Here is a 13,515-nt window from a genome sequence, read left to right on the forward strand (position 1 = left end):
TATCATGTTTCCTGTTTTCATTTCAAAGATCACGTATGTTAAAATTGCCGAATTATGTATGTTGGTTTTCATTATACCACAATATGCAACAAAAACCGCCTGTTTTCCGAAGAAAACGGCGGCCTTCCGTCAGTTCGCCTACATCAATTACGGAGCAACGTTGTCGATTTTAAGGAAAATCTGCTTTAATTCGTTCAAAGTTTCACTCAGGTGCAATAAATCCTCTTCCGACAGAAGCACCAGTCTTTCTTGAATTTTACCGGAAAAGGTATTGAATACCTGCTCACAAAAAGCATCGCCCTCTTGTGTAATCGCCACATTCACGACTCTGCGATCCGAGTCACACGACTGGCGATCGGCCAACCCATGCTCCACCAGCTTGTCCAAAAGAGGTGTCATGTTCGGACGCGAGACATTAAGCTGTTTGGATAGATCAGATACCGTAGACAAGCGCACCTCCCGCAGAAGCATTAATACCTGAAAGTTATTAGGCGACAAATGTAAAGGAATATCAAGCGTGCCGAAGGTAAAAAATTTCTTCTTCACAATCGGAAACAAACCCAAAATATTTTCTGATATATCTCCCAACAGTTGAGTGTCCATATTTTTCACCGTCACTTCATCAGTTTATACTTATCATTCTATAACATTATGGCGTTATATTATACTATGGAATCATTATTTTATAATTATGACTACTTTATTGTATCATTACACAAACAAAAAAAGCCTCTACCGTGAGAGACCTTTCCGTTCATTCCATTGATGCGGTCGAGAGGACTCGAACCTCCACGAGCGTACGCTCACTACCCCCTCAAGATAGCGTGTCTGCCATTCCACCACGACCGCATAATAAAATATAAATGGTGAGCCATGAAGGACTCGAACCTTCGACACCCTGATTAAAAGTCAGGTGCTCTACCAACTGAGCTAATGGCTCATGCTGTTCATCCAAGATGTCCGCCATCAGACTTCAGGAATTTCCCTTAAGCATGTAACATGTAGTCCATAAAGACAACAATGACCCGTAGGGGAATCGAACCCCTGTTACCTCCGTGAAAGGGAGGTGTCTTAACCGCTTGACCAACGGGCCGTATTTTTATACACCAACTTGGCGACAAGAAAGAGTATATCAAATAGAAGAATGAATGACAATACTTATTTTGAAAAATTTAAAATAAGTTGTTTACCGAGAATTAAAACGCATTTTCACTTACGAAAATTTGCTTTATTCACGTTATTAGAAGCATAAAAAGAGATTATATTGCAAAATAACTTAACTTTACTTATAATCACTTACAGAATACCGAAATCATTTTGAACAGAGGAGCTTTTTATGTATCAAGAAGAGCGGATGCTAAAAATTGTTGATTACCTACAGCTTCACAAGCGTATTTCGGTGGATGATATTTGCGAATTTTTTAATGTATCACGAGATACGGCCCGCAGGGATCTGGTAAAGCTAGAGGAACACCAGAAAATTATTCGAACCCGTGGCGGTGCCCTTCTACCCACACTGGATCACGAATTAACCAGAAACTATAAAGAGAGACTACTCACTGTATCCGAGGAAAAGCAAGTCATTGGACAAATAGCTGCCAGTATGGTTCGAGACGGAGATCGCATCATTCTCGATTCCTCCACCACTGTACAGGCATGTGCAGAAAGGCTCCATGTAAAGGAGTGCTCGGTCATTACCAATTCGATTAATCAGGCTGATGTTCTTTCCGAAAAGGACGGCGTTTCGATTCATCTACTCGGCGGACGCTTGCAAAAGGAGCACCGTTTTGTCTACGGGTCTTCCGCCATCGCTACCCTGTCCCGCTATTTTGTAGACAAAGCTTTTGTTGGGATCGGGGGCATTTCTGTCCATGGATTGAGCATTAATCATGAAGAGGATGGTATGCTCAAGCACCAAATGATGAAACAGGCCGATCAGGTGATCATTCTTGCGGATCACTCCAAATTTGGTAAAAACCTTCCTTACCGCTTTGCCGATTTATACGAGGTGGATATCGTTATCACCGACTGTTTGCCGGACCCGGCCATGCTGGATGTTTTTCGCCGTCATGATGTTGAAATTATTGTTCCGTAATGTGGAAGAAGTATGAGACATATAGAAGAAGACAGGAGATGGAGAAATGAAACTGTTTGCGATTGATTTGGATGGAACACTGCTAAACGAGGAAGCAAAAATAAGCAAGGTGAACGCAGACGCGATCCGTAAGGCACAGCAGCAAGGCGTTCAGGTGACCATTGCCACGGGCAGAGCCGCTTATGATGCCTGGATCAAGCTGGAGGAAGCAGAACTCGTGACTCCCGTCATCGGAGCAAATGGTGCGACCGTACACGATGCACATCGTCGCCAGCTAACCTCTACACCGATGGACCGGAGTGAGACGTTTGAAGTGCTGAGCTGGTTACGCGAAAACGATTTTTATTATGAGGTCATGACAGACCGTGCTATTTATTCTCCACAAAACGGACATCAGCTACTGGCTGTTGAAATGGATCGCCTGTTAAGCGCCAATCCGGATATTTCGCTGGATGCTTTGTTACATGCAGCCGAGAAACAATATGAACAGACCGGGCATACCCGTATCCCCTCGTATGAAGACATTCCGCTGGATGTAGAGATTTATAACGTGCTGTGCTTCTCCTTTGATCAAGCCAAATTGAACCGGGGGCGCGAGCGTTATCGGGAATTCCCCGGCCTGAATATGGTCATTTCCTCGGACCGTAACTTTGAAGTGGAGCATAGGGATGCCTCCAAAGGAAACGCACTGCGTTATCTTGCAGATCATCTGGGTATTTCCATGGAGGAAGTCGCAGCGGTAGGAGACAGCTATAACGATATTTCGATGCTGACGATGGCAGGTAAAGGCATCGCTATGGGCAATGCAAAAGACGACATCAAGGCCGTCTGCTCTGAAGTTACCCTGACCAATGTAAAGAATGGCGTAGCTCATACTCTTCTAAATATACTGGATAGACTCCCGAAGCCGACCTTGTAAACTGAAAATCCACAGGCTTTCATAGACAAAAAAAGGACGCTCGCAAGCATCATTTCGATGCATACGAGCGTCCTTTTTCTGATCTGAAAAATCAACGGAGAGAGAGGGATTCGAACCCTCGCACCGCTTTCGCAGTCTAACCCCTTAGCAGAGGGTCCCCTTATAGCCACTTGGGTACCTCTCCATGGCTCCCCGAACAGGACTCGAACCTGTGACAACTCGATTAACAGTCGAGTGCTCTACCAACTGAGCTATCAGGGAACATTGCTGTAAATTATCATACAGTACGTTTAATTTACCATGATTCATGGGGCGCCGTCAAGTGCCAGCAGATGAAGTTTGCCTCCGCATTTACCGCAGCGGTAACGCTGGGGGTTCATTTTACGTTTCCGCAAGTATTCCTGACTACAAGAGGCACACACCAGCTTGTAGCGATAGGGCTGCGGCTTTCGTTCCGCTCTCCCCAGCAGAGTTTGGCAATGCCTGCTCCCTCCTACACGGGCCAGCCATGCTTTAAAATCCGCATCTCGGTGCTGGTAACCCATCCCGCGCAAATGCAAATGATAATGGCACAACTCATGCTTAATAATTTTTTCCACCTCAGACCGTCCGTAGGCTGCAAGTTGATGCGGATTAATTTCAATATGATGGCTTTTCATAAAATATCGACCGCCTGTGGAAGACAGACGCGAATTAAAGCTGGCACGATGGCGAAACGGTACGCCAAAACTCTCCATTGAAATATGCTCCACCCATTCCTGAAGCTCTTCATCACTCATGGAATGGTTCATCGAATTGCTAAGGGACTTGGACTCCATCCTTACACGTTCTCCTCCTTTGCTCCATACTTCCAAGCATATTACAAAACAACGTCCAAAGTCTAACCCTCAATTGATAAGCCATCCAATTGATAAGCACACTTTAGGCACCCACCCCATATGCTAAACATACAGAAGTAACGCAGAGGAGGAGATTGGCTTGCCTCAATGGCTCAGCAACCAGCTTATGCGGGCCTTTTACAAAAAGGACCGGCGCCAGATCAAACTGTTGAATGATTGTTGGTTTTTTTATCATAAAGCACCAGGCGTAGAGTTTGATGCCAACAATGGGTAGAAGTTCAGGGCAGTAAAAAATGAAAGCCGGAGTCTCCGAAGTGGTTCGGAGATTCCGGCTTTTGTTATACCCTAATAAAGCGGTTATACGGATTTGTAGAGTATTATGCCTGCGATTGCGCTTCTGCCGGAGCTTTCATCGTCAGACCGACCCTGCCTTTTTTTAAGTCTACATTCAGCACCCACACGGTTACGTTATCACCAACGGATACGACATCCATCGGATGCTTGACGAAGCCGTTGCGCAGCTGCGAAATATGAACCAATCCATCACTCTTGATGCCGATATCGACGAACGCACCGAAATCAATTACATTGCGGACGGTTCCCTGAAGCTCCATGCCCGGTGCCAGATCCTCGATCTTGAGCACATCCTTGCGGAATACAGGCAACGGCAGCTCGTCACGCGGGTCACGGCCCGGACGCTGGAGGCTGTCCAGAATATCCTTCATTGTCGGCACGCCGACTTCCAGCTTCGCGGCCAGTTCGTCAATGTTGGACACGTTCAGCGCTTCCGTCGCAGCCTTGGTGCCCAGATCGTGGGCGCTGATGCCCAGTTCAGCCAACAGGCGGTCTACGACAGCATACGATTCAGGGTGAATCGGCGTGCGATCCAGCGGATTTTCTCCACCCGGTATACGGATAAAACCAACCGATTGCTCGTAGGTTTTCGCGCCAAGACGCGGTACCTTTTGCAACTGACGACGGTTGTTGAATTTGCCGTTTTCCTCACGGTATTTCACGATATTTTTGGCAATTGTCGCGTTAATGCCCGCTACATAGGACAGCAATGCCGAGGAAGCGGTATTTACATCCACACCGACATGGTTAACTGCCGATTCTACAACATCCTTCAAGCTTTCATCCAGATGCTTCTGTGACACATCATGCTGATACTGGCCTACACCAATGGCCTTCGGCTCAATCTTGACCAGCTCGGCCAGCGGGTCCTGCACACGACGTGCAATGGATGCCGCGCTGCGCTCAGCCACGTCCAGATCCGGGAACTCCTCCTGCGCCAGCTTGGAGGCGGAATAAACGCTCGCGCCTGCCTCATTGACGATCAGGTACGCCAAGCTGCTGTCGCCAATATCTGCGATGACTTCAGCCACGAATTGCTCTGTTTCACGCGAAGCCGTTCCGTTACCGATGACGATCAGCTCAATATTGTATTGGGCAATGAGCTGCTTGAATTTCTCGGCAGCTTCACGCTTTTTGTTGTTCGGCGGTGTCGGATACGTCACCGCGACTTCCAGCAGCTTGCCCGTATCATCTACTACCGCCAGTTTGCAGCCTGTCCGAAACGCCGGATCGACACCGAGCACACGGCGGCCCTTGATCGGGGCCTGTAACAGCAGGCTCCGCAAATTGCCCGCAAAGATAGAGATGGCCTGCCGCTCGCCCTTCTCTGTCATTTCAGCGCGCACCTCACGCTCAATAGAGGGTGCGATGAGCCTTTTATACGCATCCTCAATGACGTTGCGCAGCAGCTCTTCCACGGCGGATGAGCCTTTAATCACTTGACCTGCGACGTAATTGTGAATCGAATCAGGCGCTACCTCCAGTCCGACCTTGAGAATGCCCTCACGCTCTCCGCGATTAATCGCCAAAATACGATGAGGCGGCATTTTCTTAGCCAGCTCACGATAGCTGTAGTAGTTCTCGTAGACAGACTCTTGCTCTGCGTCCTTCGCTTCGGAGGTTAGCATGCCATGATCCAGTGTATATCGACGCACCCATTGGCGAATACCCGCGTCGTCCGCTATATTTTCCGCTAAAATGTCCAAAGCTCCTTGAATAGCCGCCTCGGCACTGTCCACTCCCAATTCCGCATTCACATAGGACTCAGCTTCCTTCAGAGCATCGCCCTGCTTCGGCTGGCTCCAGATCCAGATGGACAGCGGCTCCAGCCCCCGTTCCTTCGCCACACTCGCGCGGGTTTTGCGCTTTTGCCGATATGGACGGTACAGATCCTCCACTTCCTGAAGCTTAACCGCAGAAGTGATGGCAGCCTGAAGGTCTTCTGTCAGCTTGCCCTGCTCATCAATAATGCGAATGACCTCTACCTTACGGTCCTCCAAATTACGTAAATACAGCACACGATCCTCAATTTCACGCAGCTGATTTTCATCCAGTTCCCCTGTCATTTCCTTACGGTATCGCGCGATAAAAGGAATCGTATTCCCTTCATCCAGCAAACTGATCGTCGTCCGGATTTGCTTGAGTGCCAGCGACAGCTCTCTCGCCACTTGTTTGACAATCCGCTCCTGGCGATCTGCTTCGTTCGGCTCCTGCCGGATTTCCGTTTTCGTTTCCTCGTTAGACAAAGCTATCCCTTCTTCCTTACAACTCTTGTCTTTCATCATGTCTTTCATTATCACAAAAAAAGAATCAAAGCGCCAGCACGTAACGATGAAGCCAGGCCCAGCCTACATTTTTCATCGGACACGCAAAAGGACAGCGCCCACGCGCTGCCCTTTTCCCGTTTCACTCGTCGTTACAAAATGCTAAAAATCAATCAAACCGAGACTGATTTGTAGCGAATCGCTCACTTTGCGCATGGTTTCTTCATCCAAATGGGTGATTTTGTCGGTAAGCCTTTGCTTGTCGATCGTCCGAATTTGCTCCAGAAGAACGACAGAATCGCGATCAAAGCCATGCGTCGCCGCGTCGATTTCCACGTGTGTGGGCAGCTTCGCCTTCTGAATCTGGGCGGTGATGGCTGCCACGATCACGGTGGGACTGAACCGGTTGCCGATATCATTTTGAATGATCAGCACAGGTCTGACGCCACCTTGCTCGGAACCGACTACGGGTGAAAGGTCTGCAAAAAAAACGTCGCCGCGCTTTACGATCAATATGGATTACACCCCGCTAACTGTACGGCCCAAGGTGCTGTTTGCATCTTCCTCCGCATGAAAGGCTTCGGAGGCCATGGTCAAGTTAATTTTAGCCATCTCCATATAACCACGCTGCATAGCTTCACGAATGTAACGTTTTTTTCGTTCGCCTACATACAGCTTCATGGCCTGCCTGATAAATTCACTGCGGTTGGAATTTTCCATAGCTACGATCCCGTCCACTTCCTGCAAGAGATGATCCGGCAAACTGATCATTATTCTTTTGGTGTTCTGCAAATTGGCCAACTTCTCTTCCACCCCCAAAACCTTGTCGCCATTGTACCATTATAACGTTATTCCCGGTAATTTATTCAAACGGAATACAAGAGAATATATATGATATTCATATATCATCTATGCTGCATTCCATTATAAACTACACAGTTCGTTTTCGTACAGGCGTTTGATCCCCGAAATACAAGTGTCAGCGGAGCCTGATGCGTCGATTTGACAGTTACAGCGCTCTTTTCTTTCCTTTGTACATATTTCGGGACGTTCTGCGAAAACTCCTGCTTTTAACCGGTAATTTGCGTCATGAAATTAATCCCAGCGGGTTGGAAGAAGCGAATTCACTCGAACGACAGGAATATCTCCCCGTGTATATACACGCGGTACCCTGTGTGCGATCATGCAGATCACCTCATAGTGGATCGTACCAAGCTTGGATGCCAGCTCATCCGCCGCGATAGTTTCGCCGGACTGCTGGCCGATGAGAACAACCTCTTCGCCGGTTTGGATTTCTTCCGCATCTTCTGCGAAAGATTGTAAGGATACCATACACTGGTCCATGCAAATCGTACCGAGTACCGGGACGCGGCGACCGCGTACCAACACTTCGATCTTCCCACTCAGCATGCGGGAGTATCCATCCGCATAGCCGATTGGCAGTGTACCGATCCGTTCTTCACTTGAGGTCACATACCGGGTGCCATAGCTAACTCCCCAGCCGGGAGGAAGCGTCTTGGTATAAACCACCGCCGTCTTCAATGACAATACAGGCAGCAGTTCAATGGCTTGCCGGTTAACCTCATCAGACGGATACAGACCGTATATACTGATGCCAATCCGCACCATATTGGGGGAAAGGGAAGGGGTATCAATGGTGGCGGCGCTGTTGCCCGTATGTATAATGGGAATGGTGATACCTTGTTCCCTTAGCGCTTCCGCCACGCCCCGAAACCGATCATATTGTAGCAGTGTATAGCTTTTGTCTTCTTCATCCGCGCGGGCAAAATGGGTGTACATGCCTTCCAGCAGTACTTGCTCTAATTCGTGAGTCTGCCGGACAAAAGTCACAGCCTCTTCTCCAGGCAGCAAACCCAGTCTTCCCATGCCGCTGTCTATTTTGATGTGCACCTTCAGCTTGCGTTCGTTTCCTTGTCGGTCCAGTCTGCGGATACCCTCCAGCACTTCCTCACTGAACACAGTCAATGAGATATCATGCTCCCAAGCCATTTGTACAGCTTCCGGTGAGGTATAGCCGAGTACAAGAATCGGTAGCTGAACCCCCGCATGACGAAGCTCCAACGCTTCATCCAGAAAAGCGACGCTCAAATAATCCGCACCAAGGCGTTCCAATTCCTTTGAAATTTCCACGGCACCGTGTCCATAGGCATTGGCCTTGACACAAGCCAGCAACAGCTTATCCGCTGGCAATGCCCTGCGAAAAGCCTCATAGTTGGCGCCAAGGTGATCCAGGTTGATTTCGGCCCGGGTCGATCTGTATTGTGCTTGCAAAATCCAGTCACCTTCTTCAATTGTTAGCCTGTAACATACCTTTTACCATTCGGAATGTGGCAAAGTCCTTACTTCCAAAGGTTAATGGTAATGTTCTGAAACGTGGCTGTCAATGGCAGATGGCGTTTGCCAGCATCCTCCACAAAGAACATGACTCCCAAGCGAGCGGTGCACACCTCTAGACCTCGAATGAACAAAAGACGGATACGGGCGGAAGCAGAGTAAAATACACTCTAAACCGTCTGCATCCGTCTATAAAGTTTTATTTACCCGATTGATCCTGTATAGAAGCGGCAATTTGTATCATTTCGCTCACGGGCAGGTCAGCACTGGTAATACGGAACTCTATGCCGTCATTCATCCAGGTCATCGTCTGCTGCTCGCTACCCGTCAGAACGGCAAAGCTTCCTCCAATATCGACCAGTTCACCCGCAGCCAGCGATACGGCCCGATCTTTCGGACGCGCCTCCACTATCGTATAGTTATACGTCCCACTATACCGTAGCATCACCGCATGTGTACCATTGTCCTCCAGCTCCGGCGTATCCTTAATCTGTACCCCGGCTGGCGTATAGGACGGTTCAATCAAGCCGAACTCACCCATCACAGCTTCAGCAGCATCCGTGCCTGCCGATGTCTCTGTTGCTGCATCAGATGCACCCGGAGTCTGCTGTTGCGCCTCTGTATTGCTCGCTGTATCCGGCTTGGCCTCCGTATCCGTGCTACCCGTCGCGTCCGCGCTATCCGGTTTTGACGTATCGCCTGTGGCAGCTCCATCCATCGACGCTTCTCCTGACGGCTGCTGTGCCTTCTCTCCTGCTGTTCCCTGCACTTGTCCTTGCTCGCCCGAGATTACGCCAGTCGTGCCATCAATCGTACCTGTAGGATCTAGTTGCCCGCTGGAATCCACTGCTCCGGCTGAAGGCGTTCCTTCATTTCCCTTACCTGTTTTTCCAGAAGCCATATTGCGCTCCATATCAAAAGAGTCCTTGTCGAACTTCGTATCAAACGCAAATTGATCGAATTTCAGATCCACAACTACCTTCGCATTCGCATCAGATACCTGTACCTGAGTGGGTGCATAGTTATTTTTGGACAGCCATATTTTTTGCCTTACCAGCGCGTGGCTGTTGTAGTTTGCCGCTACATCGAACACATAGGATTTATCGTCCGAAGCCAGCTGACGTGAAGCATCGCCGATAATGCTGCGAACCAGAGTTTCATACAAATATACCTGGCCCTGATTGTTCGGCCAATCGCTTTTAAAGCGGAAGCTCTTATTCAGACTGGGCGTCAATACGAATACACCCTCATCATTGCGTAACACGATCTGAGTAACATCCTTTTTCTCATTCGTCATGGCAATTCGGTAATAGGAAGGCTTGCGGTAGGAAATGTCCACCTTGTACTCCTGCGGCGTGTCGCCGGTATGCAGCGTCATCAAAGCTGTACCGTGGTAGCTGTTCAGGTCGCTCACCACGTCACTCAAATCTTTAACCACATCATCCGCGCTCTTCTTGCCGCACCCGGCCAGCAGCAGCGTTACACACATGACCATGGCAAGCATCCATGAAATCCGGCGCATATCATCAACCCCTTCAGCACATGTTTTAAATGAATTAGTACATGTCTATGAAGGACTTGTTCGATTTATGCAGACTGGCATGACAAGCTTGAGAGCTTGGATGGCGATTTGTATTGCTACAAAAGCTTGTGAACACTAATGATAAATTCATACCAAAAATACGTAATCGTACCCACAGACTATGCTATAGAAAAGCCTAGTAAAACATATGTAAAAAACAATCCCATTACAAAACCTCTTTCATTAATAATGTATAAAAATACATTGTATACTATGGAAAATAAAAATCGATACATTTTGCCTACTTTTTGCGCACGAAAAAAAGCCGTTCCCTACACGGTAAAAATCCGCACAGGAAGCAGCTTTGAAATTACTTTGAAGGCTGTGTTCTCTAATCACATTACACGGTAAAACGCACATCTGCCTTATGACTCGTGCCAAACTCTTGCATCTTCCCTTTGACCACAGCAGTAATCGCTGCTGTACCCGGTGTGAGAATGGTCTTCGGGTCATAGACATGGGAATCACTCGTTAATGCGTTACGAACGGCCTCAGCCCAAGCCTGAATGCATTCGGTATTGACGTTGATTTTGGCGTGGCCCAATTCAATCGCCTTGGTAATCTGATGCTCAGGGATGCCGGAACCGCCATGCAGTACAAGCGGGATGCCCGTCAATTCCGAAATATGCTTCATTTCAGCAAAGCCCAGCTTGGGCTCTCCCTGATACGGCCCGTGAACCGAGCCAAGGGCAGCCGCCAATGCGTCGATTCCGGTTTCCTGCACCATACGTGAGCATTCCTGCGCATCTGCATACCGGATTCCACCTACCAGCCCGTCTTCCATGCCTCCGACCGTACCGACCTCTGCTTCCACAGAGACTCCATAGGAACGCGCATAATCTACGACTTGCCGGGTCATCGCTATATTGACGTCAATCGGATCATGAGAACCGTCAATCATCACCGAGCTGAACCCGGCCTCAATCGCTCGCTTGCAGTTCTCTACTGTCCTGCCATGATCCAAATGAAGCGCCACCGGAACGGTAATTGACATTTCCTCCATTAAGGCACTGACCATTACCACAATTGTCCGATAGCCTCCCAAATATTCTACCAGCCTGTCGGAAGCAGCCACAATGACGGGGGCATGTTCTTCCTCGGCTGCCTGTAAAATCGCTTTAGCCCATTGTAAACCGTTTAAATTGTACTGTCCCACCGCATATTTCTCGTCTTTGGCTTTGAGCAGCATCTCTTTCATAGACACGAATGGCAACGGCATAGTGGCCCTCCTTTCCGAGTATCTCTATTTCCAGATCATCTGACCGATTATCTGACTTCCTGCCGAATCTCATAAACGCCGGACACCGCCTGAATGGTTGTCTCTTTGGCCGTCCGGATGGCTTCCTCTGCATCCAGCTCATAATATTCAGGCCGGAATAGCTCCACCGATACAACGTCCGAGAAGCCAATTCCTTTTAAAGTGGACAAAATGCTTTCCAAATCAATGGCGCCAAGTCCCGGCCATACCCGGTCCTCATCGGTCAGAAAACCAATTGGGAAATCCTCGGTGTCGTCAATGTGTAAAATAAATATTTTCGAGCCGTCCGCCTTTTGCAAATCCTCCAAACGTGAACCCATCGCATGGAAATGGAAACAATCCAGCACCAGCCCGACATTAGCCCGATCCACCGCCTCGACAATATCGTAAGCCTGACCAAATGTATTGACTGTACATTGCGGATGCCCCACAAACTCGACCGCTATACGGATGCCGTAAGGCTCAGCTAAATCCGACAGCTCTTTCAAAACAGACACAGCGCTTTGACGAATATCCTCTTTGCGTATTTTTTCTTCTGTCACCAGCGGAACGGCAACGATGTATTGAATCCCCAGTTTTTGGCCTGTAACGAGCATTTCTTTAAATTCACGAATAATTTCCTGATATGCGGCTTCGTCACGATTGTTGAAAAAGACTAACGCGTTGAACGCCAACGGCTTAATATGATGAGTGTTGAAATACGCTACCAAATCGTCAATCGTATGATCCTGCAAGTATTCCGGCAATTTATCCATTGTGCGAATTTCAATGTAGTCGTAGCCGTGCTGCTCACAAAGCTGCAAATCCTTCACTAGATTGGAATTTCGCAGGGTCGTCGCCTGATTAAAACATAGCTTCATCGTCTGCACCTCTCTCCTGTTATGAGGAAACACCGTAGTCGCAGCTCGAACGGGTCTGCCCAAGGCGTTTCGTAAAATATCTTCAAGTTCCGGTTATTGCCTTGATCATTTCGTCGGTGACGCAAGTCCCAAACCATCTTTGATTTTGTTCAGCATAAAGGTGCTGGATTCATCTGCCTTTTCCATCCAGGCAAATACGGAGTTGGTGGCAATTCCGTCGAATTTCATCTCTTTTAACTTACGGAAGATAGTGTCAAAATCCACTTCTCCCTCGCCAATGTTCAAATGCTGATGTACCGTCGCTTCGACGCCGGGAGGGTTGACGATATAACGCAGGCCGTCAGCGGCTTTGTGGTTAAATGTATCTGCAAACAGTACATGCGTCAGGCGGTCGCCTGCATAGTCGAACATGGGCGCAATATCGCCAATCCCATCATCATAGAAAAAGGTATGCGCCGTGGAATACACCAGGTTAATCCAAGGTTTGTCGAGCGCCCGAATCATATCCACTGCGCCCTGATTGGTTTCGATAAAATCATACGGATGCGCTTGCAGATTCAATTTCACGCCTTCCCTCTCAAAACCGGAAGCAGCTCATCCATGGATTTGATAAACTTTTCCTCGCAAATATCCGCGTTAAACTTGGAACCGTTAAATTCACTGTTCATCAGGTCCACATCCAGCTCCACCGCGATTTCAATGGCACGCTTCCAGTTCCGCACGGCGGCCTCGCGGCGATCTTCGTCCGGTCCGGCCCAATAATATAGCGGTAGCAACGATGAAATTTTCACTCCCGCGTCATTTAGCCACTTTTTCAGGTTTTTAATCTGAGCCTTATCGACCTTAGGATATTTGTAAAATGGACAGAAGTCCTCACGAGGTGACAATTCAATGTAGTCATAGCCCAATTGCGCCGTTTTATCTACCATTTCTTTCAACGGGATATTTTTGTACAGGGTTGGGTCCAACGCTAATTTCATGTTTCATTC

At 48.3% G+C, this 13,515-nt stretch carries 12 protein-coding genes, 5 tRNA genes and 1 pseudogene; 3 read left to right on the forward strand and 15 right to left on the reverse strand.

All coding sequences use genetic code 11. From position 1 onward, the window contains the following. Window positions 1-147: 147 nt before the first annotated feature. The 4 genes from ASL14_RS05190 to ASL14_RS05205 form a co-directional block, all read right to left on the reverse strand. Window positions 148-603, reverse strand: coding sequence for a MarR family winged helix-turn-helix transcriptional regulator (locus ASL14_RS05190; RefSeq protein ID WP_134910709.1), 456 nt, complete (start codon window positions 601-603; stop codon window positions 148-150). 163 nt (window positions 604-766) lie between these two features. Continuing rightward, window positions 767-849: transfer RNA gene (locus tag ASL14_RS05195), tRNA-Leu, on the reverse strand. Between the two features lie 15 nt (window positions 850-864). Beyond that, window positions 865-940: transfer RNA gene (locus tag ASL14_RS05200), tRNA-Lys, on the reverse strand. A gap of 81 nt (window positions 941-1,021) precedes the next feature. Then, a tRNA-Glu gene (locus tag ASL14_RS05205) sits at window positions 1,022-1,093 on the reverse strand. A 243-nt stretch (window positions 1,094-1,336) separates the two neighbouring features. Here ASL14_RS05205 and ASL14_RS05210 point away from each other — a divergent pair. After that, the gene (locus ASL14_RS05210; protein ID WP_134910710.1) at window positions 1,337-2,095 is read left to right on the forward strand and encodes a DeoR/GlpR family DNA-binding transcription regulator; all 759 of its coding nucleotides are present in this window, start codon (window positions 1,337-1,339) and stop codon (window positions 2,093-2,095) included. A gap of 46 nt (window positions 2,096-2,141) precedes the next feature. Next, the gene (locus tag ASL14_RS05215; protein ID WP_134910711.1) at window positions 2,142-3,014 is read left to right on the forward strand and encodes a Cof-type HAD-IIB family hydrolase; all 873 of its coding nucleotides are present in this window, start codon (window positions 2,142-2,144) and stop codon (window positions 3,012-3,014) included. A 95-nt stretch (window positions 3,015-3,109) separates the two neighbouring features. Here ASL14_RS05215 and ASL14_RS05220 read toward each other — a convergent pair. The 3 genes from ASL14_RS05220 to ASL14_RS05230 form a co-directional block, all read right to left on the reverse strand. Further along, window positions 3,110-3,198, reverse strand: a tRNA-Ser gene (locus tag ASL14_RS05220). 1 nt (window position 3,199) lies between these two features. Beyond that, window positions 3,200-3,275, reverse strand: a tRNA-Asn gene (locus ASL14_RS05225). A gap of 44 nt (window positions 3,276-3,319) precedes the next feature. Continuing rightward, a complete protein-coding gene (locus ASL14_RS05230) occupies window positions 3,320-3,832 on the reverse strand; it encodes a SprT family protein (protein WP_134910712.1) in 513 nt (170 codons plus the stop codon). A 160-nt stretch (window positions 3,833-3,992) separates the two neighbouring features. Here ASL14_RS05230 and cmpA point away from each other — a divergent pair, with 160 nt between their 5' ends. After that, window positions 3,993-4,127, forward strand: a complete 135-nt coding sequence (gene cmpA, locus ASL14_RS05235; protein ID WP_007429337.1) for a cortex morphogenetic protein CmpA — start codon at window positions 3,993-3,995, stop codon at window positions 4,125-4,127. 103 nt (window positions 4,128-4,230) lie between these two features. On the opposite strand, the gene ASL14_RS05240 is transcribed toward cmpA, so the two are convergent. From ASL14_RS05240 to ASL14_RS05275, 8 genes and pseudogenes are all read right to left on the reverse strand, one after another. Continuing rightward, window positions 4,231-6,453, reverse strand: coding sequence for a Tex family protein (locus ASL14_RS05240; protein ID WP_189338230.1), 2,223 nt, complete (start codon window positions 6,451-6,453; stop codon window positions 4,231-4,233). A 180-nt stretch (window positions 6,454-6,633) separates the two neighbouring features. After that, window positions 6,634-6,984 carry a type II toxin-antitoxin system PemK/MazF family toxin gene (locus ASL14_RS05245; RefSeq protein WP_007429335.1) on the reverse strand — a complete coding sequence of 117 codons (351 nt, stop codon included), beginning with the start codon at window positions 6,982-6,984 and terminating at the stop codon, window positions 6,634-6,636. A gap of 6 nt (window positions 6,985-6,990) precedes the next feature. Then, window positions 6,991-7,272, reverse strand: coding sequence for a CopG family ribbon-helix-helix protein (locus ASL14_RS05250; RefSeq protein ID WP_007429334.1), 282 nt, complete (start codon window positions 7,270-7,272; stop codon window positions 6,991-6,993). Between the two features lie 294 nt (window positions 7,273-7,566). After that, window positions 7,567-8,763, reverse strand: coding sequence for an alanine racemase (gene alr, locus ASL14_RS05255; RefSeq protein ID WP_134910714.1), 1,197 nt, complete (start codon window positions 8,761-8,763; stop codon window positions 7,567-7,569). A gap of 262 nt (window positions 8,764-9,025) precedes the next feature. Beyond that, entirely contained in the window at window positions 9,026-10,348 is a 1,323-nt protein-coding gene (locus tag ASL14_RS05260; RefSeq protein ID WP_134910715.1) for an outer membrane lipoprotein-sorting protein, read from the reverse strand. 400 nt (window positions 10,349-10,748) lie between these two features. Then, a complete protein-coding gene (fba, locus tag ASL14_RS05265; protein WP_134914403.1) occupies window positions 10,749-11,621 on the reverse strand; it encodes a class II fructose-1,6-bisphosphate aldolase in 873 nt (290 codons plus the stop codon). Between the two features lie 53 nt (window positions 11,622-11,674). Beyond that, complete coding sequence (iolI, locus tag ASL14_RS05270) at window positions 11,675-12,526, reverse strand: 2-keto-myo-inositol isomerase (protein WP_134910716.1); 852 nt, start codon at window positions 12,524-12,526, stop codon at window positions 11,675-11,677. Window positions 12,527-12,631: 105 nt separating this feature from the next. Beyond that, window positions 12,632-13,506: pseudogene (locus ASL14_RS05275) on the reverse strand (sugar phosphate isomerase/epimerase family protein). Window positions 13,507-13,515: the final 9 nt, after the last annotated feature.

The sequence above is a fragment of the Paenibacillus sp. IHB B 3084 genome, assembly GCF_001447315.1.
In the GTDB taxonomy this organism is placed as follows: domain Bacteria; phylum Bacillota; class Bacilli; order Paenibacillales; family Paenibacillaceae; genus Paenibacillus.

Excerpts from the sequence above, each read along its gene's own strand:
- ASL14_RS05210 (WP_134910710.1), top strand. The coding sequence starts at position 1,337 with ATGTATCAAGAAGAGCGGATGCTAAAAATTGTTGATTACCTACAGCTT.
- ASL14_RS05215 (WP_134910711.1), top strand. The coding sequence starts at position 2,142 with ATGAAACTGTTTGCGATTGATTTGGATGGAACACTGCTAAACGAGGAA.
- ASL14_RS05260 (WP_134910715.1), bottom strand. The coding sequence starts at position 10,348 with ATGCGCCGGATTTCATGGATGCTTGCCATGGTCATGTGTGTAACGCTG.
- iolI (WP_134910716.1), bottom strand. The coding sequence starts at position 12,526 with ATGAAGCTATGTTTTAATCAGGCGACGACCCTGCGAAATTCCAATCTA.
- ASL14_RS05190 (WP_134910709.1), bottom strand. The coding sequence starts at position 603 with ATGGACACTCAACTGTTGGGAGATATATCAGAAAATATTTTGGGTTTG.
- ASL14_RS05230 (WP_134910712.1), bottom strand. The coding sequence starts at position 3,832 with ATGGAGTCCAAGTCCCTTAGCAATTCGATGAACCATTCCATGAGTGAT.